This is a genomic window from Synechocystis sp. PCC 6714 (genome assembly GCF_000478825.2).
GTDB lineage: Bacteria > Cyanobacteriota > Cyanobacteriia > Cyanobacteriales > Microcystaceae > Synechocystis.
The window spans coordinates 623,868-648,693 of record NZ_CP007542.1 but is presented as its reverse complement, the minus strand read 5'-3'; the positions used below and the strand labels follow the sequence as shown (position 1 = coordinate 648,693).

General features: G+C 48.8%; 19 protein-coding genes and 1 tRNA gene. 12 read left to right on the top strand and 8 right to left on the bottom strand.

All coding sequences use genetic code 11. The features are described from left to right. Positions 1-23 precede the first annotated feature (23 nt). Complete coding sequence (locus D082_RS02940; RefSeq protein WP_028949256.1) at positions 24-2,276, bottom strand: ATP-binding protein; 2,253 nt, start codon at positions 2,274-2,276, stop codon at positions 24-26. Positions 2,277-2,477: 201 nt separating this feature from the next. On the opposite strand from D082_RS02940, the gene D082_RS02935 reads away from it, so the two are divergent. Next, the gene (locus tag D082_RS02935) at positions 2,478-3,053 is read left to right on the top strand and encodes a cobalt chelatase (RefSeq protein WP_028949257.1); all 576 of its coding nucleotides are present in this window, start codon (positions 2,478-2,480) and stop codon (positions 3,051-3,053) included. Between the two features lie 122 nt (positions 3,054-3,175). Next, positions 3,176-3,937, top strand: coding sequence for a DUF928 domain-containing protein (locus D082_RS02930; protein ID WP_028949258.1), 762 nt, complete (start codon positions 3,176-3,178; stop codon positions 3,935-3,937). Here D082_RS02930 and D082_RS02925 read toward each other — a convergent pair. Beyond that, a complete protein-coding gene (locus tag D082_RS02925; protein ID WP_238546807.1) occupies positions 3,865-6,666 on the bottom strand; it encodes a CHAT domain-containing protein in 2,802 nt (933 codons plus the stop codon). The two genes, D082_RS02930 and D082_RS02925, sit on opposite strands and share 73 nt — an antisense overlap. A gap of 128 nt (positions 6,667-6,794) precedes the next feature. Here D082_RS02925 and D082_RS02920 point away from each other — a divergent pair, with 128 nt between their 5' ends. Beyond that, positions 6,795-7,553, top strand: a complete 759-nt coding sequence (locus D082_RS02920; RefSeq protein WP_028949260.1) for a hypothetical protein — start codon at positions 6,795-6,797, stop codon at positions 7,551-7,553. Positions 7,554-7,560: 7 nt separating this feature from the next. Here the strand turns inward: D082_RS02920 and D082_RS02915 are convergent, their stop codons facing one another. From D082_RS02915 to csaB, 3 genes are all read right to left on the bottom strand, one after another. After that, complete coding sequence (locus tag D082_RS02915; RefSeq protein WP_028949261.1) at positions 7,561-8,757, bottom strand: homocysteine biosynthesis protein; 1,197 nt, start codon at positions 8,755-8,757, stop codon at positions 7,561-7,563. A gap of 13 nt (positions 8,758-8,770) precedes the next feature. Continuing rightward, positions 8,771-8,974 (bottom strand): DUF2949 domain-containing protein, encoded by a 204-nt coding sequence (locus D082_RS02910; RefSeq protein WP_028949262.1) that lies wholly within the window; start codon positions 8,972-8,974, stop codon positions 8,771-8,773. 429 nt (positions 8,975-9,403) lie between these two features. Beyond that, entirely contained in the window at positions 9,404-10,435 is a 1,032-nt protein-coding gene (gene csaB / locus D082_RS02905; protein WP_028949263.1) for a polysaccharide pyruvyl transferase CsaB, read from the bottom strand. Between the two features lie 77 nt (positions 10,436-10,512). Between csaB and D082_RS02900 the strand changes: the two genes are divergently transcribed. Further along, on the top strand, positions 10,513-12,339 hold the full coding sequence (locus D082_RS02900) for an SLC13 family permease (protein ID WP_028949264.1): 1,827 nt from the start codon (positions 10,513-10,515) through the stop codon (positions 12,337-12,339). Between the two features lie 23 nt (positions 12,340-12,362). Beyond that, a complete protein-coding gene (locus D082_RS02895) occupies positions 12,363-13,892 on the top strand; it encodes a hypothetical protein (RefSeq protein ID WP_028949265.1) in 1,530 nt (509 codons plus the stop codon). Here D082_RS02895 and rre8 read toward each other — a convergent pair. Then, complete coding sequence (rre8, locus tag D082_RS02890; protein WP_028949266.1) at positions 13,876-15,318, bottom strand: high salinity-induced biofilm formation responseregulaton Rre8; 1,443 nt, start codon at positions 15,316-15,318, stop codon at positions 13,876-13,878. The two genes, D082_RS02895 and rre8, sit on opposite strands and share 17 nt — an antisense overlap. A 189-nt stretch (positions 15,319-15,507) precedes the next feature. Here rre8 and ureG point away from each other — a divergent pair, with 189 nt between their 5' ends. Next, positions 15,508-16,128 (top strand): urease accessory protein UreG, encoded by a 621-nt coding sequence (gene ureG / locus D082_RS02885; protein WP_028949267.1) that lies wholly within the window; start codon positions 15,508-15,510, stop codon positions 16,126-16,128. 104 nt (positions 16,129-16,232) lie between these two features. Here ureG and D082_RS02880 read toward each other — a convergent pair whose 3' ends face one another. Then, positions 16,233-16,592: a DUF4870 domain-containing protein gene (locus D082_RS02880; RefSeq protein ID WP_028949268.1), complete on the bottom strand. Its 360-nt coding sequence runs from the start codon at positions 16,590-16,592 to the stop codon at positions 16,233-16,235. A 173-nt stretch (positions 16,593-16,765) separates the two neighbouring features. Between D082_RS02880 and D082_RS02875 the strand changes: the two genes are divergently transcribed. From D082_RS02875 to D082_RS02860, 4 genes are all read left to right on the top strand, one after another. After that, positions 16,766-17,761 carry an alpha/beta hydrolase gene (locus D082_RS02875; protein WP_028949269.1) on the top strand — a complete coding sequence of 332 codons (996 nt, stop codon included), beginning with the start codon at positions 16,766-16,768 and terminating at the stop codon, positions 17,759-17,761. Positions 17,762-17,835: 74 nt separating this feature from the next. Next, positions 17,836-18,627 carry a DUF928 domain-containing protein gene (locus tag D082_RS02870; RefSeq protein ID WP_028949270.1) on the top strand — a complete coding sequence of 264 codons (792 nt, stop codon included), beginning with the start codon at positions 17,836-17,838 and terminating at the stop codon, positions 18,625-18,627. A 38-nt stretch (positions 18,628-18,665) separates the two neighbouring features. Then, positions 18,666-20,936 carry a CHASE2 domain-containing protein gene (locus D082_RS02865; RefSeq protein ID WP_028949271.1) on the top strand — a complete coding sequence of 757 codons (2,271 nt, stop codon included), beginning with the start codon at positions 18,666-18,668 and terminating at the stop codon, positions 20,934-20,936. Positions 20,937-20,939: 3 nt separating this feature from the next. Next, positions 20,940-21,707 carry an MBL fold metallo-hydrolase gene (locus D082_RS02860; RefSeq protein WP_028949272.1) on the top strand — a complete coding sequence of 256 codons (768 nt, stop codon included), beginning with the start codon at positions 20,940-20,942 and terminating at the stop codon, positions 21,705-21,707. A gap of 13 nt (positions 21,708-21,720) precedes the next feature. Here the strand turns inward: D082_RS02860 and D082_RS02855 are convergent. Beyond that, positions 21,721-21,804 (bottom strand) — tRNA-Leu (locus D082_RS02855). Positions 21,805-21,951: 147 nt separating this feature from the next. Between D082_RS02855 and D082_RS02850 the strand changes: the two genes are divergently transcribed. Together D082_RS02850 and D082_RS02845 are read left to right on the top strand one after the other, a co-directional pair. Then, entirely contained in the window at positions 21,952-23,754 is a 1,803-nt protein-coding gene (locus tag D082_RS02850; protein ID WP_028949273.1) for an aspartate kinase, read from the top strand. Between the two features lie 192 nt (positions 23,755-23,946). Continuing rightward, positions 23,947-24,717, top strand: coding sequence for a DUF1883 domain-containing protein (locus D082_RS02845; RefSeq protein WP_202963098.1), 771 nt, complete (start codon positions 23,947-23,949; stop codon positions 24,715-24,717). Positions 24,718-24,826 lie beyond the last annotated feature (109 nt).

Sequence of the window (24,826 nt, the reverse complement as noted above, 5' to 3'; positions counted from 1 at the left end):
AACTGTTGATTGATGGGAGAATATCAACGGGGTGGTTCCTGTTGAATACTTTGTACCCGTTGTAATAGTAATTCTGGCTGGAGAGGTTTGAGCAAATAATCATCAATGCCCTGTTGGGACAAAGCCTGCCATTCAGCCGAAGAAAGGGATTCACTTAACAAAAACACCGTTACCTTACTGATACGCCGGGATTTTTTAATCGCCCGGGTCACCTCTGTCACATCGACAAAATCCCCATCCGCAATAATCAACCCTGGTTGTAGTAGCTCCACCTGTTGCAGGGCATTGGTGGTATCAATCAACCAAATCACCTGATAATTTGCTACGGTCAATAGTTCGCAGATTAATGTGGCAATTTCCTCATCCTGTTCAATGACAATTACACTGGAGTTAAAAGGCATAATTATATCTAGCCTTTCCTCCATGGGTCCTTTGGTGGATACGGGTAAATTTTGTTGGGGAATAACTGTGGTGAAAATTGTTCCTTGCCCAGGGCTAGACTCCACTTCTATGTAGCCACCGTGGAGTTCTACCAACTGTTTAGTCAAAGCTAACCCCACCCCACCGGTTTCGTAGAAGCTACCATAGCTATCATCCACCACTTTAAAAGCTTCAAATAATACCGGCAGCTGTTGCTCAGTAATGCCAATACCCGTGTCCTCCACTTGAAAAATAGCCTGGTTATTTTCCTTCCAAATCCTTAGAATTACCGTCCCCTGGGCGGGGGTAAACTTAAGGGCATTGTTGAGTAATTGGGTCAAAATTTGGTCAATCCTTTCCTGGTCAGCACAGAATTGATCCTGTCCCACGTTAATTTGGTAATCCAACTCCAGATGAATTTGTTGTTTGGCCGCTATTCCCAGCAAAGAATGGATCACCGTTTGGGCTAGGGTATGGAGAGAAAAAGATTGACAGTTGAGGGCTGTCTGGCCTGATTCGAGTTGGGAAAGTTGGATAATACCGTTAATTTGATCCAGCAATTTCTTGCCATTTTCTTGGATATTAAGCAGATAATATTGTTGCTTAGCTGGCGGCAGGGATGTGGGATGGTCAAACCACCGGAGCAGGGTACCGGAAAGCCCAATAATACTGGTGAGGGGGGTGCGTAATTCGTGGGAAATGTTGTTAATAAATTGGCTTTTAAGTAGGTTGGCGGCCTGGGCGGTTAAAAGGGTATCCCGCAATTCCTTTGTCCGTTCAATGACCCGCTTTTCAAAGTTATTTTTCTGGTTTTGTACTTCGCTGTACAGTAGGGATTGGAAAATGGCCACTGCGAGGTGTTCGCCAATCTGTCCGAGAAAATTCTTTTCACTATCCAACCATTGGCGGGGATGGTGGCACTGGTGGGCAATCAGTAGACCCCAGAGCTGTTCCTCCACGATGATGGGGGCCACCAATTTGGCCCGCACTTGGTAGCGTTGCAGTAGCCCCACCAAACAATAGGAAGAGGAGTAGTGATTTTCGATGTCATTCACTGCCACCACTGCGCCTTTAAGATATTTTTGTTCGTAGCTAAATACCTGGGAAAAACAGTCATTTTCGGTCATGACCCCCAGCATGGTGTCAATTTCCGGCGATCGCCGAGCTTCGTAGGTTACTTCACCGTACTGTTGCCGGGGTTTGGGGGCGGGAATTTGTTCTGTACTAGGGGGAATGAGGGATGGCTGACTGTAATGAAATTGGTAAATGACTAGGCGATCGACAAAGAGAAATTTCTGTACCGCCGTTACCGCTTTGTTGAGGATTTCCGACAGGTCCAAACTTTGGCGAATTTGGGCAATTACCTGGCTCAGCACTTTGACTTGACTAGCCTGTAAACTGTCCTGGAGGGAAGGCTCCGGGGAAAAGCTGGTGCTATCACTGTTGAGGATTTCCAGTAGCCCTAGGGTTAACTGCTCGCTGATGGTGGAACCGGATTGAAGCGGCGGCAGGGGGGTCATCCCCCCAGTGGTAACGGGCAAATTTTGCTTGTCAATGAAATCTTCGATGATACCCTGGGCAAACGTAATCGATACTGCATAATGGTGGGGAGAGATTTTTTCCCCCTCTAATAGGGCCCGCTGTCCGGCACCGACTAACAGAGCAAAACGGTGATCAATTTCTGCATCGAGCACCGACGGCCCGTTGGACGGCTTGAGACTGGTAGGTAGATCCCCCACAAAGCACTGTACATGATCCCCCGTTTGCTGGGCTAAGGTCTGCCAAAAACGGAGCAGGCGATCAAAGGTGATAGCTGGTAGGAGGCGACGGAAAATAGGGGAAAAAGCAGGTAGCATGCCGAATTGAACATAGACTGGGCGACGGCATTCAACGACCAAGCCCCATGGATCTCACTTCCCATCATGCCTAGGTTTTTGCCGAACTCGTCAAAATCTAAGTATTTTTAAAGATCTAAGATTTTTTTCGGAAAATTACTTGGCTAATTCCTTGCTAGCCCATAGATTTTTACCGATATACTTTCTCTATTTTTAACTATTATGCATCGTCTTGCTAGTCTTCCCGGCGGTTGGAATCCAGCCATGGAAGGGGTTATCATCGTTGAGCAAACTCCTGCCCCCATTATTTTTCTAACTGCCGCCGACACCGATATTCAGGCGATCGGCAGTGTGTGGCCCCAGTTGCCCAAAGATTTTCCAGCGATGCGGGTTTGTAATTTGCTTAATTTGCAACAATCCTTTTCCATCGATGATTATGGCGATCGGGTGCTTAGCCAGGCTGAAGTGGTTGTGGTGCGATTGTTGGGGGGGAAAAGTTATTGGCCCTACGGCCTGGAAGTGTTAGCAGAGTTGACGGAGACAAAACCAGCACTGAAACTATTTGTCTTGCCGGGGGATGATCGCCCTGATCCAACCCTTATGGACCAATCCACGGTGCCATTGAAGGCAGTCCATCGCCTTTGGCAATATTTCGCTGAGGGGGGAACGGAGAATATACGCCACGGCTTAATGTGGTTGGGGGATTATGGCTTTGGCCGCAGTTATCAGCCCCCTGTTCCCCAAACGGTGCCAAAAGTGGGCATTTATCGTCCTCAAACCATTCTTACTGCACAGTAAGCCCATTCACTTGCAGAGAAGGACATTTTGATTGGTCAATTCCTTCACCGAACATCAACTCGTTGCCCTGGGTTACCGTAGGCTAAGCTGGAACAACAAGTCCTCGATCCCTAGATTTTGCCATGGTTAATCATCCTCTCAATTTGCTTTTAGCCAGTGCCCTGACCTTTACGGTAACCGTTCCCCAGGCCATCGCCACTGGGTTTGATGATTTATCTTCTAATGTGACCCCAGAGGAAACCCTCGTGAGCTTAAAATTTCCCCAAGCGGGCGATCGGGGTACCACCCAAAGTTCCGGAGGAGGAGGCACTAGGGGGGGTAGTTGTTTTACCCAGGCCAACACAAATTTGAGAATAGTCGCCCCCGGTCAGGACACGTTTACGGCTACAGCTACCCCTAGTTTGTTTGTCTATGTACCGGCCAATAGAGGAGTAGAGGGGGAATTTGTCCTGGTGGATGGAGACGGAGCCTTAATCCATGAACAAGCGGTGACGGTGCCGGAAGGGGAAACTATTTTAGCGATCGCCGTGCCGACGGACATTGCCCTGGAACCTGGTGGGGAGTATGCCTGGGCATTCGCGGTGAACTGTACCATTGACAACCAAGTCGTGGGCAGTGCGGTGGAAGCGGGGCTCGTGCGCCAGGAATTGAGCGTTGAGATAACAGAGCAAATTGAAGAAACCAATGAACCCCTGGCCAAAGCTAGCCTCTATGCCAACCAAGGCATTTGGCAAGATACATTGATGATTGTGGCCAGTCTGCCGGAGCAACGGGATGAATTGGTGGAACTGTTTGACTCCGTCGGTTTGGGTCAATTTAGCGATGTGCCGATTATTTTTGTCGGCACCGATGAAGCCAGCGGTGATCCTTCGACGGCCAACTGATCTGCCGGACGCAAATTTTGCCATTCCCCCTGGAGGGTAAAACCAGCCCAGAAATAGGGGGAAGCAAACCGTGGATCTTCCTTTAACCGTTGCTGGGCCCATTGCAGGGCGGCGGTGGGGGTCATATTGTGTTGCAATAAGCCCCGGTAAAATTCAGTCATGAGACGGGCAGTGGCTTCGTCATCTACACTCCAAAGGCTGACCACTACCCTGGCGGCCCCGGCATACATAAACCCCCTGGTCAGGCCAATCAATCCTTCCCCCCGCACTTCCTGTCCTAGTCCCGTTTGGCAGGCACTCAGCACCACTAAATCCGCTGGTAAATTGAGATTAAAAATATCGTATAAACGCACGAAGCCGTTGATGGGTTCTCCCTCTGGGTTGACGAGGGAAAGTACAAGTCCCGACAGTTGGGGATTTTTGCTATTGAGAATGCCGTGGGTGGCAAAGTGAACAAAGCGGTACTGCTCCATTGCCCGGGAAAATACCTGCTCCCTCGTGGCTTCAAAGCCTAGTTCATTTAAGCTGGCTTCGGCGGGAAATAGGGCCATTAGTTGCTCTGCCTCCTTTTCCGTGTAGGGTAGTCGGTCAAAATATACCCCCGCATCCCGGGCGGAAAGTTCCAAATCCATTGGTAAATTTTCTGGCCGACGGGCGATCGCCGTTCCTAACCTTTCATCGTTGGTGGTGAAAACGGGGTCAGCAAAAATGGCCAATAAATTAGGGGCTGGTTCCCTCTGGGCGGTATTTTGCCGCAAAATTGCCAAAGTGGAAGCGGAAGGCATAGTCACCAATTCATGGCGATCGATTAAATAAGTTGGGGTTTGTCCGGGGGGATTATCCGTCACCAAAGCACCAAAGGGAAGGTATTGCAACACGCCATCGGGCACAATGAGCAATCTTTTGTCGGCAACTTTGGCCGACGCTGGCACTAGCTGTTTATACAAATCTGCCCCTTGATTAACCGCTAGGGGACGGCGTAGTCGTTGGGTAGGTTCTAAAAAAGACTGGCGAAAGTTTTTAATGGCACTATCCAATTCATCGGTACCGGGCAAAATGTAACTCTCCAGGCTAGATTGACCCACCACCCATAAATAACTACGCTCTTGCCCTAGGGCGTATTCCAACAACAGGGTTTTATCGTCCAGTAGGGCTTGAATTTGGGGTAAGTTTAACGGTTGGGGACGGGTAAGGGCATTGTAGTTAGGACTTTCCCGCTCAATCTGTCCCAAAACTTGGTCGTACTGTTGCAGGAGTTCCGCCATGGTTTGGTCTAGTTCCGCCTGTTGATTGGGGTCATAATTGGAGCTGTATAACTTAATTTTGTTTTCCTGCAAGGTGTTTAATTGCCGTTCAATGGTTTCCTTTTGTCCTAAAAGTTTTGGTGCAATTCCTTTGGTTAACTTACCTGGGGTTTGGGCTAAAATATCGAGCAAAGATCTGGCTTTAGCAGATTCACTCACCAGTAACGCTTTTCCATCCCACCCTTGATCAGGATATTTTTGATGTTGTTCCATCAACAGGTCAATGTAAAATTGATAATAGTCCTGTTTGGAAGCTAAAAAGCTACTGCGTAAATCATCACTGCCAATGGTTTGCCTTAAGTTTTCTAGCAAATAAATTGCCTTTTCTATTTCTGTCATTGCCTGCTCCGCATTTCCCTGTTTTTTGAGAGCCACCGCCAACCAATAGCGACTTAAACTTTCCTTCAGGCGATCGCCACTTATTTGGCGTAGGGTTAAAGCCCGTTGATAGTAATTTACCGCTGTAGATAAATCCCCTTGTGAAAAAGCAAGGTAACCCAGGTTGTTTAGGCTGCTAGCTTCACCGTTTTTATCCCCCAATTGTTGCCAGATTGTTAATGCTTTTTGGTAATTTTCTTGGGCTAAATTAAATTGCTTATTTTGAACTTGCATAAAAGCTAAATTATTTAATCCCGCCGCTTGACCTCGGCTAAGATCCGGTGTGGCCCGACCACCAAGATCATCAATTAGACTTTGCCAATGTTGAAAAGCACTTTCCTCTAGGGCTAGGGCTTCATCAATATCCCCTGCGGCTAATTTTACCTGGGCCAAATTATGTTCAATGCCAGCAACATTGCCCCAATTGCCCAAAGATTGCGCCTGGGCCAAAGCTTGATTATAAAAATAGTTAGCTTGTTCGGTTGCCCCCAGGGTGGCATATATCTGCCCCAACTCATTGTGACTAATCACCTCACCGGTTTTAAAATTGGCTCGCTTCCAAAGGGGTAAGGACTTTTCTAAACTTTCAAATGCCCCTTGGTAATCTCCCTGCTGTAATTGCAATTGGGCGATCGCCACCTGACTATTAGCCTGGGTTTGCCAATCTTCCAGGGTCTCTGCTGTGGTTAATAAATCCCGATAACAAGCTAAAGCCACCGCTGGAGGAGCTAACTGACGCTGAACTAAGCAAAGAAAATTTAAAGTAACCGCCACCTGAGCTAGATTATTTTCCTGTCTCCAGAGGGCTAAAGCTTGCTCCCAGGAACTTTGTGCCAATTGAAAATCCGTTAAAGTTGATTTTTGGTAATGGCTTAAACCCCGCTTAAAATATTCCTGGGCGTTTATGGCCTCCGGTTTTCCTGTTTGATCAACAGCACTGTTGGGGTCAGCCTGGGCCAAAGAAGTTCTACCCTGTGGCCCCGCCCAAAAAGTTGCAATAACGGCCACCGAGGCAAGGATTAAGTTGAGCCCAAAACGGATTGCCATAGCCACTTTTTCTCCGGTCAAACAGTTAATGAACAGCTAAGATGGAGGCGGCAAAGGCCAACGCCTCTGTCACCCTAACCGATTGTACTTGTACGTCCTTCCACTGACCCTTTTCCCAGTGCTTTCCGATGATTACCCGTTCCCATCTATCCAACTCCCAAATTCGTAAAATTCTTAACCTCAGTCTGGTGGGGTCTGCTCCTTTGATGGCCCTGGGATGGTTAGTGGCCCCCAGTCAAGCTCAGATTAGTCAGGCGGTGGTGCAGGAAATTCTGGATGGACCCCAGGTTTACATCGAAGAAATCCAAGCCAAAGTAGATGACCAAGCGGAATTTGGCCAGGTGATTGTCACCAAAGAATCCAGAGCCGGGATACTGTTTAACAATGGTGCCGCTGGTCGGTTGAGTCAGAATGCCAGCGTTATTGTGGGTCAATGTGTCGAATTGGAGCGGGGTAAATTGCTAGCTAGTGGCCCTGTCAATGGTTGCATGGCGGGGGTAAGCGTGGCAGTAACTGGCACAGTGTATGTGATGGAGAAAAATGAGGGTCAATCGGGGGAAATTAAAGTTTTGGAGGGGGCTGTGTTAGTTAGCGATCCGGAAAATCCGGGGCAAACCACCAGGGTTAAAGCAGGGGAAAAGGTCAGTGTTTTAGAAGGCATTCTCGGTTCTGTTATTCCCATGGCTCCCGAAGAATTGGTGGCCCTGCTGAGTGGTAGTCTATTCAACGGTTTCAGCATTCCCATTACCCCCGACGGTGCTCTGCAAACCATGTGTTCCAATCTTTTGCCGGGACTGAGTTGTTCCACCGGTGGCGCCAGCTACTCCCCCCCTATCCCCATTCCCAGTTTGCCGGTCTCCATTCCCCTACCCCGCTTCGGGTTCTAATCCTTTTCTAGATCGATAAATTACCGATGGGATCCTGGGCTAGGAAAATACGATCCATCGGCAAGGGAGCCACCGGCTCCGTTAAGGAAAAAGTACCAGCCTCTAACCAAGCTTTGAGGATTTCCGCCACTTCCCTAGAGCGGGCAATGCTGGCCAGGGGGGCTACCCGCACCGTTTTGCCTTCAATGGTAACTTTGCCACTTTTAAGCTGGCCGTAGGTGACTAAACCAAAGGTGGGCCTGACTCGACGGGGAATGGAAAAGTCTACCACCGGCGCGACAATGTCCTCATCTTTGACTGCACATTGCTCAATGACCTGTTCATTCAACACTGGGATGGGCACCCCCACCCCCAACATTAAAGAAGGGCCATAATTTTTCAGGTAACAGCCCCGCACCCAGTGAGCATCCATTTGTTTAGCATCACCGATTAAGGCCAGGGTGGCCGCTGGGCCGATGGGGGTTTGGTTAGCTAAACGTTTTTGCAAGGGGAAATGCTGGGTGCCTTCCCAGGCAATGTAACCTACGCCTCCCCCCAAAAAAATTTTGGTGCCAATGCCGATCGCCTGGAGGAGGGGGTCATTAAACAGGGGGGCAATGGCGCCGGGGTTAGAATAAACTGCGTTACCTAGGCGGGGCTGCAGGGGGCCAAGGTAAGTGTATAGGAGGCGATCGCCACCGTTGACGCCAACGATAAAATTTTGGTAGAGATTACGGGGATTGTAGAGGTAAAACTGATTGATGCGGTCGATGCTGATTATGGTTTCTAGGCTAGTGCGGGGATAGCAGTCGGTACCTTGACCCACTGCCCGCAGGGGAATGCTCTTACCGGCAATTAAGTCTTCAATGATATGGCCGCCGCCCCTTTCCGCTAGACTTTCCCCTTCATTGAGATTATCGCCGCCACTGACAGTATCCGCCGCCGCCGTCGCCCCTAAATACAAATCCACCGCCCCAAAGCCAGCATAGGCCGGCACACTGTCCAGCCAACATTGACGAATTTTAATGGGTGGATCCGTTTGTCCGAGGTTGATCACCGCCCCGGAGGATTCCATCGGCTCAAAGGTGCCGGTACAGACCACATCCACCAAGGCAGCTACCTTGGCCACCCCCAGTTCGGCCACCCCAGCCTTGACCTGCTCCGCTGTCCAAACCGTTGCTTTGCCCCGGCTGAGTTTATCGTTGATTTCGGCGATCGTCGCCATGGAGATGGCCCTATTAAAACTTTTCTAGCCAGTCGAAAACCCGGTCTAATTCCTCCAGGCTAATGAGCCCGTATTGCCAGAGGATGATAGGCAAATTGTTACTATTATCGGTGGTGCTAAAGGCGGTACGTTCGGCGATCGCCAGGGACTCTGCGGACAAGGAAAGGTCTTGGCGGAGGAAATTTAAAAGGTTTTGATAGTAATTGGGCTGACTCATGGAGGACAGAAAAAATATTTTCTAAAATTTGGGCTCTATTTCGAATCGGCTGAATTTTGACGGAATTTTTTGCTACAGCCAGCGCAACAATCCCCCCCAACCCCTCGTCACTAGGTCAACGATGGACAGAAGGACTAATTTTTTATTCCACACACCCAAATATCAAAGGTTTTGGCCACCGGGCAACGGCGGAACACAGCTCAACAGACCAAAACTTTGCAACCAGTTTAAAACTGAAACCCTACAGTCAAGGCTATGGAAGTCGCGGGTTAGATATTAGCCTAGGACAGTCGTCTTTGCTTGCAATCTATCTTGCGACATATTCGGGCTTTGGAACCAGGGCAATAGTTAAATAAAGCTTAAGGTTCCGGCAGAACGGGGAACTGTTTCCCACGGGCTATTATTCTTACCACACTTCCATCGAAAAAGCTAGCCAGCAAAAACTTTTTGCAGCAAGGCTTGGTGTTGGAGAGCAGATCGTTGCAGGGCTCCTTGCCCCATCCAAGGTTGCCGTCGTTGAAAACATTGCTGCCAAAGTTGGCTCAGTTGCTGGCTGTCCATGGGTAGATCAGCCAATTCCAAACCAGCCAGCCCTACCTCCGCCATAAGACGACTAACTTTGGGGTCATAGCTGAGGGCAAAACAGGTACTACCTTCCGCTGCTGCCATAATTAAGCTGTGGAGTCGCATGCCAATGGTGAATTCCGCCCCCCGAAATAAACCCTTGCATTGTCTGGGGTCTGGCTGGTAAAGAATTTCGTAGCTCCCCGGTAGTTCCACGGCGATCGCCTGGGCAACGGCCAAATCCTGGGACTGTTGCAGGGGAATGAGCCGCATATGGGTTTGGGTCTGTTGTTGAAAATTGCCTAGGGCTTCGGTAATGACCGCTAATCGTTCTAGGGTCAACAGGCCATGGCTCCGCAGATTAACCGCCACCACGGGCAATGGGCTGGGGGAGGAAGGGGTCTTTTCAGCGTCTAGGGACCAAACCGGATCCGCGGCGAGGAGAGCGTTTAGTCCCCATTGTTGAACCAATGTTAGGGACACTTCATCCCGCACACTAATGCCAGCACAGCCCCGGAGCACCTGCCGGGTAAACCAGCGCAACGGCGGCCGTCTTAGGGGACCAATGCCCTGGGCCCAGGCAACGGTTTTTAGTCCCCGCATCTGGGCGATCGCCATCAAACCACCGTAATAGAGGGGGCTGGCCACACTGGTCACATCCTGCATCAAACTGCCGCCACCCCAGATAAAACCGTCACATTGCCCTAAAAGTTGCCAAATTTTGCCCCAGTCCCGGTTATAACAAACTTCAACGCCGTATCTCTCTTTGGTAACTGGGGGGTTAGCAGATAGCACCACCGGCTCAACCCAGGGGGGTAACATTTGCAATAAACAGACCAATAACGCCTCGTCCCCGGCATTGTCTTGACCGTAGTAACCACAGAGAATGACACGCATGGTGGATTGGAATATTTCCTCTTGTGAACTCGCTGGCAATGGGGAAGAATTTGTGTAATTACCTTTTTGGGATAACTATGGCCTTTTTGCAAACCTGGCTGGCAGACTATCAAATTCCCCTCACTCTGGCAGTTATTGTTTTTGCGTTGATGATGTTTGTGCTGGAATGGTTACCCATTGATACCACCGCCATTCTGGTGGCTGTGATTTTAATGGTGCTGGGTTTGGTCACCCCCACGGAGGGAATAGCGGGGTTTAGTAATTCCGCCACTGTCACCATTATGGCCATGTTCATTTTAAGCTACGGCATCACCCGCACTGGCATTATCCAAATTATTCGCGATAGCCTGATCAAATTTGGCGGCAATAGTTTACGCAGACAACTTTTACTGATGGGGATGATTGTCGGCCCCAGTTCTGCCTTTCTTAACAACACGGCGATCGTGGCCATCTTTTTGCCCATCATTGAAGAGTGGGCCCGGCAAAGACAAATATCCGTTTCCAAACTATTGATTCCCCTCTCCTATGCCACCATTCTCGGGGGGATGATCACCCTCCTGGGTACTTCTACTAGTATTCTTGCCAGCGGCTTGGCGGAAAAATTGACTGGGCAGGAATTTAGTATTTTCCAGTTCACCCCCCTGGGTTTACTCACTTTTACCCTGGGCTTGACCTACATTATCCTGGCGGCCCCGATTCTATTACCGGCTAGACGTAATATTTCCGATGGTAATGTGGCGGCGGAGTATCAAATTAAAGACTATGTCAGTGAAATTATTATTCCTCCCCGTTCTAGTCTGATTGGCCAAACCCTGCGGCAAAGCGAAATTCAGCGGAAATTTGACATTGATGTGCTGGAAATTATCCATAACGATACCCATTTCCCCCAACCGTTGGCGGATCGGATGTTGACCATGGGGGATATTTTGCTGGTGCGGGCGGGGCGGGAAGATTTGCTCAGAATTAAGGACGAACGGGGGGTGGAAATTTTAGCTGATGTGCAATTTGTTGATACGGAAGGGGGCAATGGGGGACCACTGGAATCCTCCGAAGAAAAGGTGGCGGAGGTACTAATTCTCTCCAACTCCCGTTTGATTGGTTCCACCCTGAAGGATTTACGCTTTCGTCAACGCTATAACGCCACAGTGATTGCCATTCGCCGGGGGGAGGAATTAATTCGCCAGCGGTTGGGGAAAGTGCGTTTAAAATTTGGAGATTTACTATTACTCCAGGGGCCTAGGGAAAGTTTCCTCGGTTTGCAAACTACCCGGGAATTGTTGGTGTTGGAAGAAAAACCCCTGGATAATCTCCGCCTTGATAAAGCAAAAACGGCGATCGCCATTGTGGCCTTGGTCATTATCGTGGCTGGGTTTGACATTTTGCCCATTAGCGTCACCAGTTGGGCTGGGGTAATGGCCATGGTGATTAGCGGCTGCCTGAAGCCAGGGGAAATTTATGGTGCCATCCGTTGGGATGTAATCTTTCTGTTGGCGGGTTTAATTCCCCTAGGCACCGCCATGGAAAATTCCGGCACCACCGCCTGGTTTGCTGGCTTTTTGGCCGACGCAGGGGGCCACCTTTCTGGTTACGCTCTGTTACTGCTGTTTTACCTAGCCACAGCCCTGTTAACGGAGATTTTGTCGAACAATGCCACAGTGGTGTTGATGTTACCCATTGCTTTTCAGGTGGCCCAAAGTTTGGGTTTAAATGCGTTGGCATTTATGTTTGTGGTCACCTTCGCTGCTTCCAACAGCTTTATGTCCCCCATTGGCTACCAAACCAACACTATGGTTTACGGCCCTGGGGGCTACCGTTTTACGGATTTTGCCCGCATTGGCGCCCCTCTAACTGTTATTCTCACCCTAGCTACGCCCCTATTGGTAATGCTGATTTACGGTGTCTAGCAAACAAATTAAACTTTTTCCCCATGGTCAAACTGAATCTTGCCCGTCGTCTCGATCGCCTGCCGCAGTTTGAATGGTGGCTCTGGCTGGGCATTTTTTGCCTGGGGTTGATCGGGACGTTAAACCATGCCCCTTGGCGGGATGAGGTTAATGGCTGGTTAATTGCCAGGGATAGCGTTGATTGGGCAGATTTTTGGCGCAATGTGCGTTACGAAGGTCATCCCCTGCTTTGGTACGGTTTGCTCTGGGGGCTAAATCAACTGACCCCCAACTTGGTGGCCATGCAGTTATTTCATCTCACCCTGGCCATGGCGGCGATCGCCATTTTTCTGCATTACAGCCCCTTTCCCCGTTGGCAAAAGTTAATTTTCTGCCTTGGTTATTTGCCCTTTTATGAATATTTACTGATCAGTCGCAATTATGCTTTGGGACTATTGGGATTGTGCGCCTTTTGTGCCCTATTTCCCCGCAGAAAACAAACCTATTTACCTCTGGCTTTTTGTCTGGCTTTCATGGCCAATAGCAACGCCTATGCCCTGATGATTAGTTTTTGTTTGGCGATCGCCTTGGGGGTGGAATGGATTTGGCAAAAACCCTTGGGAGTGACGTTAAAAGCCCCCTGGTGGGACAAACTGACGAGTATTCTAGTATTTGCCGGGGCTATGGCGCTATCGGTGTTGGTAATGGTGCAACCGGGGGACAGCACCCTCCACGGTGGGGCGGATCAGTGGGTTTTACAATGGGATTGGTACCGTTTGGGGCAGGCGCTCAGCCGAGTTTGGAATGGTTACATTACGATTTTAGTCCCTTCCGATCGCCGACCGTTAGATCTGGCCATTTTCAGCATTTTTTCCCTCATCCTGTTCGCAATTTGGTCCTTATATTTCAGTGATTACCCACTGATTTTATTGTTTTACTGGTTAGGTAGTGGAGCTATTTTACTATTTACCTATGGCAGATTTTTGGGAGCTCCCCGGCATTTTGGCAGTTTGTATTTAGTTTTAATTGCTAGTTATTGGCTGAAGTTTTACCTCTTTCCTACTCCCCTATTGAAAGAAAAATTTTTATTTAGGGCTAAACAATGGAGTCAAAAAGCAATTCCCTATCTTTTCAGTGTAATTTTAGTTTGTCAATTAATTGGCGGTTTAGTGGGCTATGGCAGGGACTTACTTTTACCCTATTCCGCCAGTCGAGCAGTGGCAGATTATTTAGTCAACCAAGGACTACAAGAAGCAACTTTAGTGGGCAGTAATGATTTTATGGCTAGCCCCATTGCCGCCCACCTAAACAGAAAAATTTATTACCCAGAAAGCCAAGCCTGGGGAAGTTTTGTAATTTTCACTGCCGAACGTCGGGAAGTTAATCAACAGGAAATTCTGGCACAAATCGAGCAAAAGTTAGACACAGAACTAAAGTCCCCGATAATTTTGATGTTAAATTACCCCCTAGAAATAACCCAGCCCGGTTTAACCATTACTCCTCTAGAACAATTTCGCCATAGCTTTATTCAAGAAGAACAATATTATCTTTACCAAATTAATCGTGATAACTAACATGGCGGTTGCGGCCAGCTTTTTTAGCTTTAAATAATGCCTGATCAGCCCGGTCAATTAACTCTTTTGGTGACAGATTAGGGGACGGTACCATGGTGGCACTACCAATGCTCAGGGTGAGATAGGGTTCAATAATGGAACTGTGGTGGGGAATTTGGGCTCGTTTAAAAACGCTTTGGAGATGAATCGCCACATTTTGGCAGCCTTCCCCGTTGGTTTGGGGTAATACCAGGGCAAATTCTTCCCCCCCGTAACGGGCCGCTAAATCCGTTCCCCGACGCATCACTTTTTTGAGTAAATTGGCCACTTTTTTTAGGCATTCATCCCCTTCTAAATGGCCATAGGTGTCGTTATATTGTTTAAAAAAATCTATGTCACACAAAATTAAACTGAAATATTGATGATGCTTGGCTAATTTTTGCCATTGTTGCTCCAAAAAGTAGTCTAAATAACGGCGATTAGCAATGCCCGTTAACCCATCCATGTTGGCTAGGTAATGCACTTGGGTAAATAATTCTGACTGTTGAATGGCGATCGCCACTTGACTGCTGAGATGATGCAAGAACTCCACTTCCCAGGGTAACCATTGACGTTTTTTCTCCTCCACCCGGACAATAATTTGACCCCAAAGGCGATCATCTTGGTTGGGCTTTTTCTGCCAGATGGGCACCGTGAGCACTCCATTTTTGGCCTTAGCCGGCGTTATTGTGCTCGGGGACAGCTGATTAAGGGGAGCTATGGTTCGAGCGGGGATTGGCTCCGTCGGTTCACCGTTAGAATCCGGGCCGCGTTGGGAACTATGACGGCGATCGCCATTGACTGGGAGGGAAGAACTGGGGGCCGCCACCAAAATTCTACCCATAGTGGGGGAATGGCAATGGTAAATGGCCACTTGATCTGCCTGGAGAAATTTCCGCACTTCGTCCACTGTGGTCTGCAAAATCATCGACAAATCCAATGACTGGCGAATTTCTTCCACAATGCGGGCCATCAACCGTTCCCGCTCAATCTGTACTTGTAATTCTCGTTTAGCTTTTTTTCTTTCCAGAGCATAGAGAATTGCTTTGGCAATCTGACTTTCCTTGAGATGTTCTTTGACTAAATAATCCTCTGCTCCCTTTTGCAAAGCTATTAAACCCATATTTAAATCCGTCACTGCTGTTAGCACAATAATGGGTATATGGGGGGCAAATTTTTGTATGGAAACCAAGGCTTCAATACCCTGACCATCAGGTAAAAACAAATCTAGTAGCACTACATCAAAAACCCCCCTTTGGAGTCGATCAATTCCCTGGGAAAGGGTTTGGGAGACCTGTAACCGTGCAACCAAAAAAGACTGACTCTCCAGTAAAACCTTCAACAATTCCACCTGGGATTGCTGGTCTTCAATCAGCAGAATGTGCAGTCGACGCTGGCGCAAGTTCACGAAAATCTACGGATATTGCTAGGGGTAAAAAAGTTAGGAAATGTTGAAAAACCCTCGATGGTGGACAAATTTTAACACTGACTAAACCGATTCCGCCCCAGTAAATTGACGGAAAGAAAGGAAAATTACACTTTCAACTAAGGGTTAAAATAGAGATTATCTTCCATTTCTCATTTTTCCATTGTTATCATGGCCCAAACTCCCCTACGTATTGGTATTGCCGGCCCGGTAGGTTCAGGCAAAACTGCCCTTTTGGAGGCTCTTTGCAAAAGTTTAAGGCAAAAATACCAGTTGGCCGTGGTTACCAATGACATTTACACCCAGGAAGATGCCCAATTTTTGGTCCGGGCAGAGGCATTGACTCCCGATCGCATTCTGGGGGTGGAAACAGGGGGGTGTCCCCATACGGCCATTCGAGAAGATGCCAGTCTTAATTTAGCGGCGATCGCCGATCTAGAAGCCCGTTTTGTGCCCCTGGATATGGTGTTTTTGGAAAGTGGGGGAGATAATTTGGCGGCCACCTTTAGCCCCGAACTGGTGGATTTAACCCTCTATGTCATTGACGTAGCAGCGGGGGATAAAATTCCCCGTAAGGGCGGCCCAGGCATTACCAAATCAGATTTGTTGGTGATTAATAAAATTGATTTAGCACCGATGGTGGGGGCGGATTTAAAAATAATGGATCGGGATGCAAAAAAAATGCGGGGAGAAAAACCCTTTGTGTTTACTAATTTGAAAACAGCTATTGGTTTAAGCACTGTGGTGGATTTTATCGAACATTATCTACCGACAAGGGTTTTGGCAGATTAATCAAGCCAAGCCTATCGGTAGTAGTTTAAAGGCTTAAGCAAATTTAAATAGGTAACAAATAAACTGCCGGTATCTTATCGGTTAACTTCTTATTTGTTCAACAACTATTTAATAAAGGTGATTTTGAGCGGATAACGGTAGCGGATGCCTTCATTGGCCTTGATGGCTGCCATAATTGTTACCACCAAATCAAAAACCAGGACAGCAATTAATAGGGGAATACCGATTAACAACAGAATCAAGACAGCGGAAACAATGACATAAATTAAGATACTAATTTGGAAATTTAATGCTTCCTTGGCCTGATCATTAACAAATTCCAACTCATCTTTTTTCATCAGCCACACCACCAAAGGGCCAATGATATTACCGAAGGGTATCAGGTAGCCGGAAAAGGTACTCAGATGGGCGATCATGGCCCAGTTTCTGCTCTCTGGATCCACTTGGTTGGGTTGATTAGTCATGATTGGTATTCCACTGCATATATTTGGTTAGCATTGGATCCAGTATACAGAGACTTTTCCATAGGCAAAGCTAGTTCATCCCCAGCTTAAATTAGGCTATTATCCCTGGCAGATTTTAAAGTTGAATTTTGACATTAACTTGATACAAAAATTATTTTATTTCTGACCAAACCATGGTTTATGCCCCCCGCCCATTGCCATCTCGTTCCTTACCCGTCCCCGTCAGCGTTAGCCCACTATTAAAAGAGGCGATCGCCACACCTTTGGAGGGAGCCATGGAAGCAATCAAAAATGTCCCCCCCCTGGAGGATAAACAAGCCTGGCAAAATCTCATTGCCGCCTATGACCAAGCTAGCCAAGTTTTATGGCAACAATTACGGCAACAATTTCCAGTGACGCTAACCGAGGAAAGCATCGCCGGGATCAATACGTATCGCCTTACTCCTCCAATCATTAGTCCGGAAAATAGCCAGAGAATTTGGGTGCATCTCCATGGTGGCGGTTACGCTTTAGCCGGGGGAGAATTGGCTACGGGGGAAGCCATTTTAGCAGCCCACTATGGTCAGGTGGAAGTAATTAGTATTGATTACCGCCAGCCTCCTAATTACCCTTTTCCAGGGGCATTGGAAGATGCTTTGGCAGTATGGCAGGAGTTGGTGAAAACCCATGATGTTAATCGATTAGCCCTGTTCGGCACCTCGGCGGGAGGTGGTTTATTACTGGCTCTAGTCTGTCAACTGCGGCAATTAAATTTACCCCTACCAGCGGCGATCGCCCCCTTGTCACCCTGGGTAGATTTAACCAAAACCGGAGACACTTACTTCACCAATGAATATGTGGACCGCACTGCCATTAGCTATGACGGTTTACTGGCAGGTTTGGCCCAACTCTATGCAGGGGAATTCCCCCTCACCCATTCCTTCATTTCCCCCTTGTACAACGATTTAGAAAACTTACCCCCCACCCTACTCATTAGCGGCACTAGGGATTTACTGCTCAGCGACACAGCCCGACTGCAAAGAAAACTGCGACAAAGTAATGTGATGGTGGACTTACAAATATTTGAGGGGCTTTCCCATGGAGAATATCTCTATCAATTTGCTACCCCGGAATCAGCGGCGGTTTTTCAGGAAATAAACCAATTTTTTAACCGGCATTTACAACAGTAATGGAGAAATAATTTGTTATCTTGGATAAAAACGACTTTGTTTTTGCCCTTTGCTTTGGCTAGGAAACGTTAATTATGTCTGACCGTCCAGGAAATTTGCTTGTTGCCGGTTTGATGGGTTTGGCCCTCGCTTTTCCCTTTGCATTAACGCCTGTGGGGGCTTTGGCTGAAAATAATGCTCCCAGGGATGCGGGTGTTACTTCATCGAATTGGTTAGCCCTTAAATTTCCCCAAGCTAATACCGACAGGGGACAAACGGCCACCAGTGGCGGTGGTGGAGTACGGCAAACTAGCGGCGGCAGTTGCTTGACCAAGGCAGATTTACCCTTTCAATTGCTAATTCCCCATGACTATAACCAGGGGGACGGTTTCTACAATACCGCCAGCAAGGAAACTTTTATTTATGCCTATGTGCCCCCCCAGCCAGGACTAACGGCCCAGGTGCAATTGGCAGATCCCATCACTAAAGATCAAATCCAAGCAAGTTTCCCTGTGCCCAAGGAAGGGGGGATTGTGCGTTTTCCCGTCAATCTTCCCACCGGTGCCATTGAGGACGATTTTTACAACGTTACCTTGACCCTGATTTGTGATGCCAATAGTACGGAAGACAATCTGACAGTGGAGTTGACGGTGAATTACACCCCTGTGGATCAACCCCCCAGTACGGGGGATTCTTCCCTGGTAAAGGCGTCATTTTATGCGGAACAGGGGCTCTGGTTGGATGCCCTCAATGCCCTAGCGGCGATCGCCAAGGAGCAACCGGGGGAATGGCAGGAATTTTTGCAGTCGGGAGGATTTACAAGTTGGGCTGAAGCTCCGGTGGTGGAATGTTGCCAGATGGCTGACAAATCCGCGGTGGCCCACTGATCAGCAAAAAAAGAAAAGAGAATATTTAGAGAAGATTAATGGGTTGGAGCATACCAGCGGCTTGGAAAAAGTTTCTTTGGCAGTCCCGGGGTATTTGGATTGCAACCCCTGCCGTAACCGCCATGGTGATTTTGCTCCGTTTTAGTGGCATTTTACAGGTGTTGGAATGGCAGAGCTACGACGCCGGAGTCAGGTTGTTACCAAGGCAGGAAGATGACCGCATTGTTATTGTGGGCATTGATGAGCAGGACGTCACCTACCTCAATACCCCCATCATTGATGACCAATTATTGACCAAAATCCTCACCAAGCTGAAGGCCCAAGAACCGGCGGCGATCGGGTTAGACCTCTATAGGGACCTACCTATGCCACCGGGCACAGAGGAATTAGGGGAAGTATTCGTCAATACCCCCAATTTAGTGGGCATTGAAAAGGTGGCCGGGAAACCGGGTGTTGAAACCGTTAATCCTCCGCCGTTGTTAAAGGAAAATAACCAAGTCGGAGCTAATGATCTAATTATTGACGCCGACAATATTGTCCGCCGGGGCTTCATTTATTTGGTGCGGGACGGGGAACCCCATTACAGTTTTGGATTACACCTGGCCCTGCGTTTTTTAGACGATTTGGAAATTTATCCGGAACCGGTGCGGGAAGGTAGTGATGACTTTCGCTTAAACCAAGTGGTATTTTCGCCTCTCCAGTCGGACAGCGGTGGTTATATCCGTGCCGATGATGGGGGCTTTCAATTGTTGATTGATTATCGATCCACTTTTCCCAAAGTTTCCCTCACCGATGTGTTGGAAGATCGATTGCCGACGGATTGGGGCAAGGGCAAAATAATCCTCTTGGGCAAGGTGGGAGAAAGCTTTAAGGATTTATATTTCACCCCCAATAGCAGTACTTTTGGTTTGTCTAGGGCGGTGCCGGGGGTGGAGATCCACGCCAACATCGTCAGTCAAATCATTAATGCTGGAGTTGAAGGTCAATCCCTCCTGAAAAATTGGTCTGAACCAGTGGAATGGCTTTGGGTGGGTTTCTGGTCTTTCCTGGGAGCGGTAATTACCTGGCAGTTACGCTATGCCACCAGGCGTTCCGGGGGGCAGTGGTTACCCATCGCCGCCATTGTGGGGAGTGTAGGGTCGCTGTTGGCCATCACCTATGGAGCATTGTTGGTAGGGTGGTGGTTGCCGGTTATTCCCCCCATGTTGGGTTTATTAGGCTCTGGGGTCTTCATTGTCACTTGGATGGCCCGGGCAGGGGTTCAAGTCCGCAACACTTTTGGCCGTTATTTGACCGATCAGGTGGTGGCAACCCTATTGGAAAACCCCGAAGGACTAAAAATGGGAGGCGATCGCCGGCCCATCACCATTCTCACCTCGGATTTAAGGGGATTTACCAGTACCTCCGAAGGATTGAATCCAGAAGAAGTGGTTAAGGTGCTCAACATTTATTTTGGCAAAATGGCCGATGTCATCACCAGCTATGGCGGCACCATTGACGAGTTTATGGGGGATGGCATCCTAGTCCTATTTGGCGCTCCCACCTCCCAGAAAGATGACGCTCTCCGGGCTGTGGCCTGTGGGGTGGAAATGCAACTGGCCCTGCGGGAAGTAAATCAACAGGTGACGGGGTTAGGGCTACAACCGTTGGAAATGGGCATTGGCATCAATACGGGCGAAGTGGTAGTGGGCAACATCGGTTCCGAAAAACGCACCAAATACGGCGTTGTGGGAGCCCAGGTGAACCTCACCTACCGCATTGAGTCCTACACCACCGGGGGGCAGATTTTTATTTCCGAAAGCACATTTAACGCCGCTGGCGATCGAGTCCAGGTTAACGGGAACAGAACCGTACAACCCAAAGGAGTGAAAGATCCCGTTGTTATTTGGGACGTTGCCGGCGTGGGGGAACCCTATAATCTCTCCCTAGCGGTGGAAGAACAAAAATATTTGCCCATACCCAAGCCATTGTCCTTAGAATATGTCTGTTTGGAAGGAAAACACGTCACCGATGCATTAATCCCCGGCAAATTGCGCCAAATCTCCGCTAAAGGGGGATTTATTCAAATTTCTTCAGAACAACACTGTCCAGACAGTCTAACCAATATTAAAATTAACCTGAGGGAAGATGGAGAGCCAGGAAAAACACCGGCACTCTACGCCAAAGTATTAGACTTAGCCCCTGGAGAAAGTCACGGTTTTTACGTCCATTTTTCTGCAATGCCCACCGACATCGCCCAGCGTTTTCATCAACTCTACCAAGGAGCACTGGCCCAGCCCGCCGCCATTGCCTCTACAAAGGGGGGCTAGATTGTGGCCGCTAACTTAACCTTTCTTGGCTCCGGCTCTGCGTTTACGGTGGGGGCAGACAATTTTCAGTCCAATGCCATTCTCGCCCTCGATAACGGCAGGAAGTTTTTGATTGATTGTGGCACTGACATTCGTTTTTCCCTCTATGCCCTCGGCCTGAGCCACCGGGACATCACCGATATTTACGTTAGCCATCTCCACTCAGATCATGTGGGAGGACTGGAGTACGTAGGCTTTAGTACCATGTTTGACCCCAGCTGTAGCAAGCCCAACTTATATCTAAGTCAGGACATTGCGGCGGATTTATGGGAGCGTTCTTTGGCGGGGGGCATGGAGGCCATTGAGGGTGGCATGACAGAAGTTGATAGCTATTTTCACATCCATGCTTTGGGGCCAGGGGAAACCTTCACCTGGGAAAACATTACTTTCCAATTAATTAAACTTAACCATGTGGATACGGGGTCCATGTTGATGCCCGCCTATGGTCTTTTTTTTGCCGTTAGTGACACTAAGGTCTTCTTCAGCAACGACACCAAATTTAGCTACGATCGCCTGGGGCAATATTTCCATGGGGCGGACATCATTTTCCACGATTGCGAAATTTCCCCTTACCCCAGCCCAGTCCATGCCCACTACAACGAACTACGTAAGTTGCCCGCGGCCATCAAAGCAAAGATGTGGCTCTATGGCTACCAGCCGGGGCCCTTGCCTCCAGCGGTGGAAGACGGCTTTTTAGGCTTCGTCAAACGGGGCCAACAATTTGAGCTCTGACTTTTATCAATGATGCGGAACCCGGGACTTGAACCCGGAAGTCCTTACGAACACTAGAACCTGAATCTAGCGCGTCTACCAATTCCGCCAGTTCCGCTTGCGGTGGTTTTGCTTACCGAAAGATCATCATCCCCCAGGATTGGTTGGAAGTCAACAGGGTTTTGTCAAGAAATAATAGCCAGCTTGATTTTTTTGATACCATGGGGAACTGCCGACTTTTCCCCAGCCCTAACCCGAAATCACCATGGCATTAATCGTTCAAAAATTTGGCGGCACCTCCGTTGGCACTGTGGAGCGTATCCAAGCGGTGGCCCAACGCATTAAAAGCACTGTGCAAGGGGGGAATTCCCTGGTGGTGGTGGTTTCGGCCATGGGAAAAAGCACCGACGTTTTAGTGGATTTAGCCCAGCAAATTTCCCCCAATCCCTGTCGCAGGGAGATGGATATGTTACTTTCCACCGGGGAACAGGTGTCCATTGCCTTGCTAAGCTTAGCCTTGCAGGAAATTGATCAGCCCGCCATTTCCTTAACGGGGGCCCAGGTGGGCATCGTCACGGAAGCGGAACATAGCCGGGCCCGTATTTTGGAAATTCGTCCCGATCGCCTGGAACGCCATCTACAGGAAGGGAAAGTGGTGGTAGTGGCCGGATTCCAGGGCATTAGCAGTGTGGAGCATTTGGAAATTACAACCCTGGGGCGGGGGGGCTCAGACACTTCCGCAGTGGCCCTGGCGGCGGCGTTGAAGGCGGATTTTTGCGAAATTTACACGGATGTACCGGGTATTTTAACCACCGATCCCCGCTTGGTGCCGGAAGCTCAACTCATGGCGGAAATTACCTGTGATGAGATGTTGGAATTGGCCAGTTTGGGGGCTAAGGTGCTCCATCCCCGGGCCGTGGAAATTGCCCGTAACTACGGCATTCCTTTGGTGGTGCGTTCCAGTTGGAGCGATGAACCGGGGACAAGGGTAGTGGCTCCCCCGGTGCAAAATCGTTCCCTGGTGGGACTGGAAATTGCCAAGGCGGTGGACGGGGTGGAATACGATGCTGACCAAGCCAAAGTGGCTCTCCTACGGGTGCCCGATCGCCCGGGGGTAGCGGCCCGATTATTCCGGGACATTTCCCAACAGCAGGTGGATATTGATTTGATCATTCAATCCATCCACGACGGCAACAGTAATGACATTGCTTTCACCGTAGTCAAAGACCTATTGGGCACCGCCGAGGCCATCACCAGCGCCATTGCCCCAGCCCTCCGCAGTTACCCCGAAGCGGATCAAGAAGCGGAAATTATTGTCGAAAAAGGCATAGCCAAAATCGCCATTGCGGGAGCCGGTATGATTGGTCGCCCTGGCATTGCCGCCAAAATGTTTAAAACCCTGGCTGATGTGGGGGTCAACATTGAAATGATTTCCACTTCCGAAGTCAAAGTTAGTTGTGTCATTGATCAACGGGATGCGGACCGGGCGATCGCCGCTTTGTCCAATGCCTTTGGGGTAACCCTATCTCCTCCCAAAAACCAAACGGACACTTCCCATTTACCAGCGGTGCGGGGGGTAGCCCTAGACCAAGACCAAGCCCAGATCGCCATTCGCCACGTACCCGATCGCCCTGGCATGGCCGCCCAACTATTCACCGCCCTAGCAGAGGCCAACATCAGTGTGGACATGATTATCCAATCTCAACGCTGTCGCATTAATCAAGGCACCCCCTGCCGGGATATTGCTTTTATGGTTGCGGAAGGAGATAGCAGTCAGGCTGAGGCGATTTTGCAACCCTTGGTCAAAAATTGGCCCGATGCAGCGGCGGTAGTCAACAAAGCCATCGCCAAGGTTAGCATTGTCGGTTCCGGCATGATTGGCCATCCGGGGGTGGCGGCCCACTTCTTTGCCGCCCTGGCCCAGGAAAATATCAACATTGAAATGATTGCCACGTCGGAAATTAAAATTAGCTGTGTAGTTCCCCAGGAGAGGGGAGTGGATGCCCTGAAAGCAGCCCACAGCGCCTTTAATCTGGCAGGGACAAAAACAGTCACTGTTCCGGCTTAGAGCCTAATTTTCAAACACTTTCTAAAGGATCAAAAGAGCATCTTAATAATCCCCCTCTCCCCTCTACACCGAATGTTTCTAACTATCCTTATCTACAGGGTAAATATACGGAAATTCTCTACTTTTTGTCCTCTAAGCGTTGACTAGACACAAAATGTTAGTATAGTTGTTAGTTATGCCTGAAAGGAGTCGATGTTGAATTTCTTAAAGTATGATTTGGGTAACATTAAAAGAGGTGAAGTAGTTGAAGTCATTTTGACTGGCGGTGCCAATGTAAGACTAATGGATAGCTCGAATTTCAATAAATATAAAACCGGACAAAAGTATAAGTACTATGGTGGCTTGGCAAAGAAATCACCGGTAAGAATTGCCGTTCCAAATTCTGGGCATTGGTATTTAGTCGTAGACATGCAGGGATTGCGCGGCAGCACAAATGCATCTGTTCGTGTTGTGCCGGGGACTTTACCTGAAATCCGAGAACGCCCACTCTCTGAAGTGCCCAGCTTGTTTCGTGACAATGTTCCTCCGCCAACTGAAACCGGTGGAGAAACACACGATGTATTTATATCTCATGCTTCTGAAGATAAAGATGATTTCGTCCGGCCGCTTGCGAATGCCTTGATAGACGAAGGCTTGAACGTTTGGTACGACGAAATGACGCTGAGAATCGGAGACAGCCTTAGGCAAAAAATTGACAAGGGATTAACTAATAGTCGGGTTGGTCTGGTGGTTCTTTCTCCGTCATTTATTTCAAAGGGATGGACCAATTACGAGCTTGACGGGATTGTTACCAGAACAGTCTCCGGAGAGCAGGTCTTACTCCCTATTTGGCACAACATAACCAAGCAGCAAGTTGTTAATTTTAGCCCGTCATTGGCTGACAAGGTTGCCAGAAGTACTGCAACTCATACCATTGATGAAATTGCGGCCGAGATTGCGGAGCTTATAAGATCGAGGGCATAACAAATTGCTGCACTCGAAAAAATTATTTGCTACGATCGCAATTTCCCAGTGAGCAAGGCGTTGAAGAACGGCAAAACAGATGAGCGTAAAAATTCAGCCACAAGAAAGT

Coding starts and splice junctions, on each gene's coding strand:
- D082_RS02910 (WP_028949262.1), bottom strand. CDS start 8,974: ATGAGTCAGCCCAATTACTATCAAAACCTTTTAAATTTCCTCCGCCAA.
- D082_RS02845 (WP_202963098.1), top strand. CDS start 23,947: ATGTTGAATTTCTTAAAGTATGATTTGGGTAACATTAAAAGAGGTGAA.
- D082_RS02915 (WP_028949261.1), bottom strand. CDS start 8,757: ATGGCGACGATCGCCGAAATCAACGATAAACTCAGCCGGGGCAAAGCA.
- D082_RS02930 (WP_028949258.1), top strand. CDS start 3,176: ATGGTTAATCATCCTCTCAATTTGCTTTTAGCCAGTGCCCTGACCTTT.
- csaB (WP_028949263.1), bottom strand. CDS start 10,435: ATGCGTGTCATTCTCTGTGGTTACTACGGTCAAGACAATGCCGGGGAC.
- D082_RS02880 (WP_028949268.1), bottom strand. CDS start 16,592: ATGACTAATCAACCCAACCAAGTGGATCCAGAGAGCAGAAACTGGGCC.
- D082_RS02900 (WP_028949264.1), top strand. CDS start 10,513: ATGGCCTTTTTGCAAACCTGGCTGGCAGACTATCAAATTCCCCTCACT.
- D082_RS02920 (WP_028949260.1), top strand. CDS start 6,795: ATGATTACCCGTTCCCATCTATCCAACTCCCAAATTCGTAAAATTCTT.
- D082_RS02870 (WP_028949270.1), top strand. CDS start 17,836: ATGTCTGACCGTCCAGGAAATTTGCTTGTTGCCGGTTTGATGGGTTTG.
- D082_RS02865 (WP_028949271.1), top strand. CDS start 18,666: ATGGGTTGGAGCATACCAGCGGCTTGGAAAAAGTTTCTTTGGCAGTCC.
- D082_RS02925 (WP_238546807.1), bottom strand. CDS start 6,666: ATGGCAATCCGTTTTGGGCTCAACTTAATCCTTGCCTCGGTGGCCGTT.
- D082_RS02935 (WP_028949257.1), top strand. CDS start 2,478: ATGCATCGTCTTGCTAGTCTTCCCGGCGGTTGGAATCCAGCCATGGAA.
- D082_RS02895 (WP_028949265.1), top strand. CDS start 12,363: ATGGTCAAACTGAATCTTGCCCGTCGTCTCGATCGCCTGCCGCAGTTT.
- ureG (WP_028949267.1), top strand. CDS start 15,508: ATGGCCCAAACTCCCCTACGTATTGGTATTGCCGGCCCGGTAGGTTCA.
- D082_RS02875 (WP_028949269.1), top strand. CDS start 16,766: ATGGTTTATGCCCCCCGCCCATTGCCATCTCGTTCCTTACCCGTCCCC.
- D082_RS02940 (WP_028949256.1), bottom strand. CDS start 2,276: ATGCTACCTGCTTTTTCCCCTATTTTCCGTCGCCTCCTACCAGCTATC.
- D082_RS02850 (WP_028949273.1), top strand. CDS start 21,952: ATGGCATTAATCGTTCAAAAATTTGGCGGCACCTCCGTTGGCACTGTG.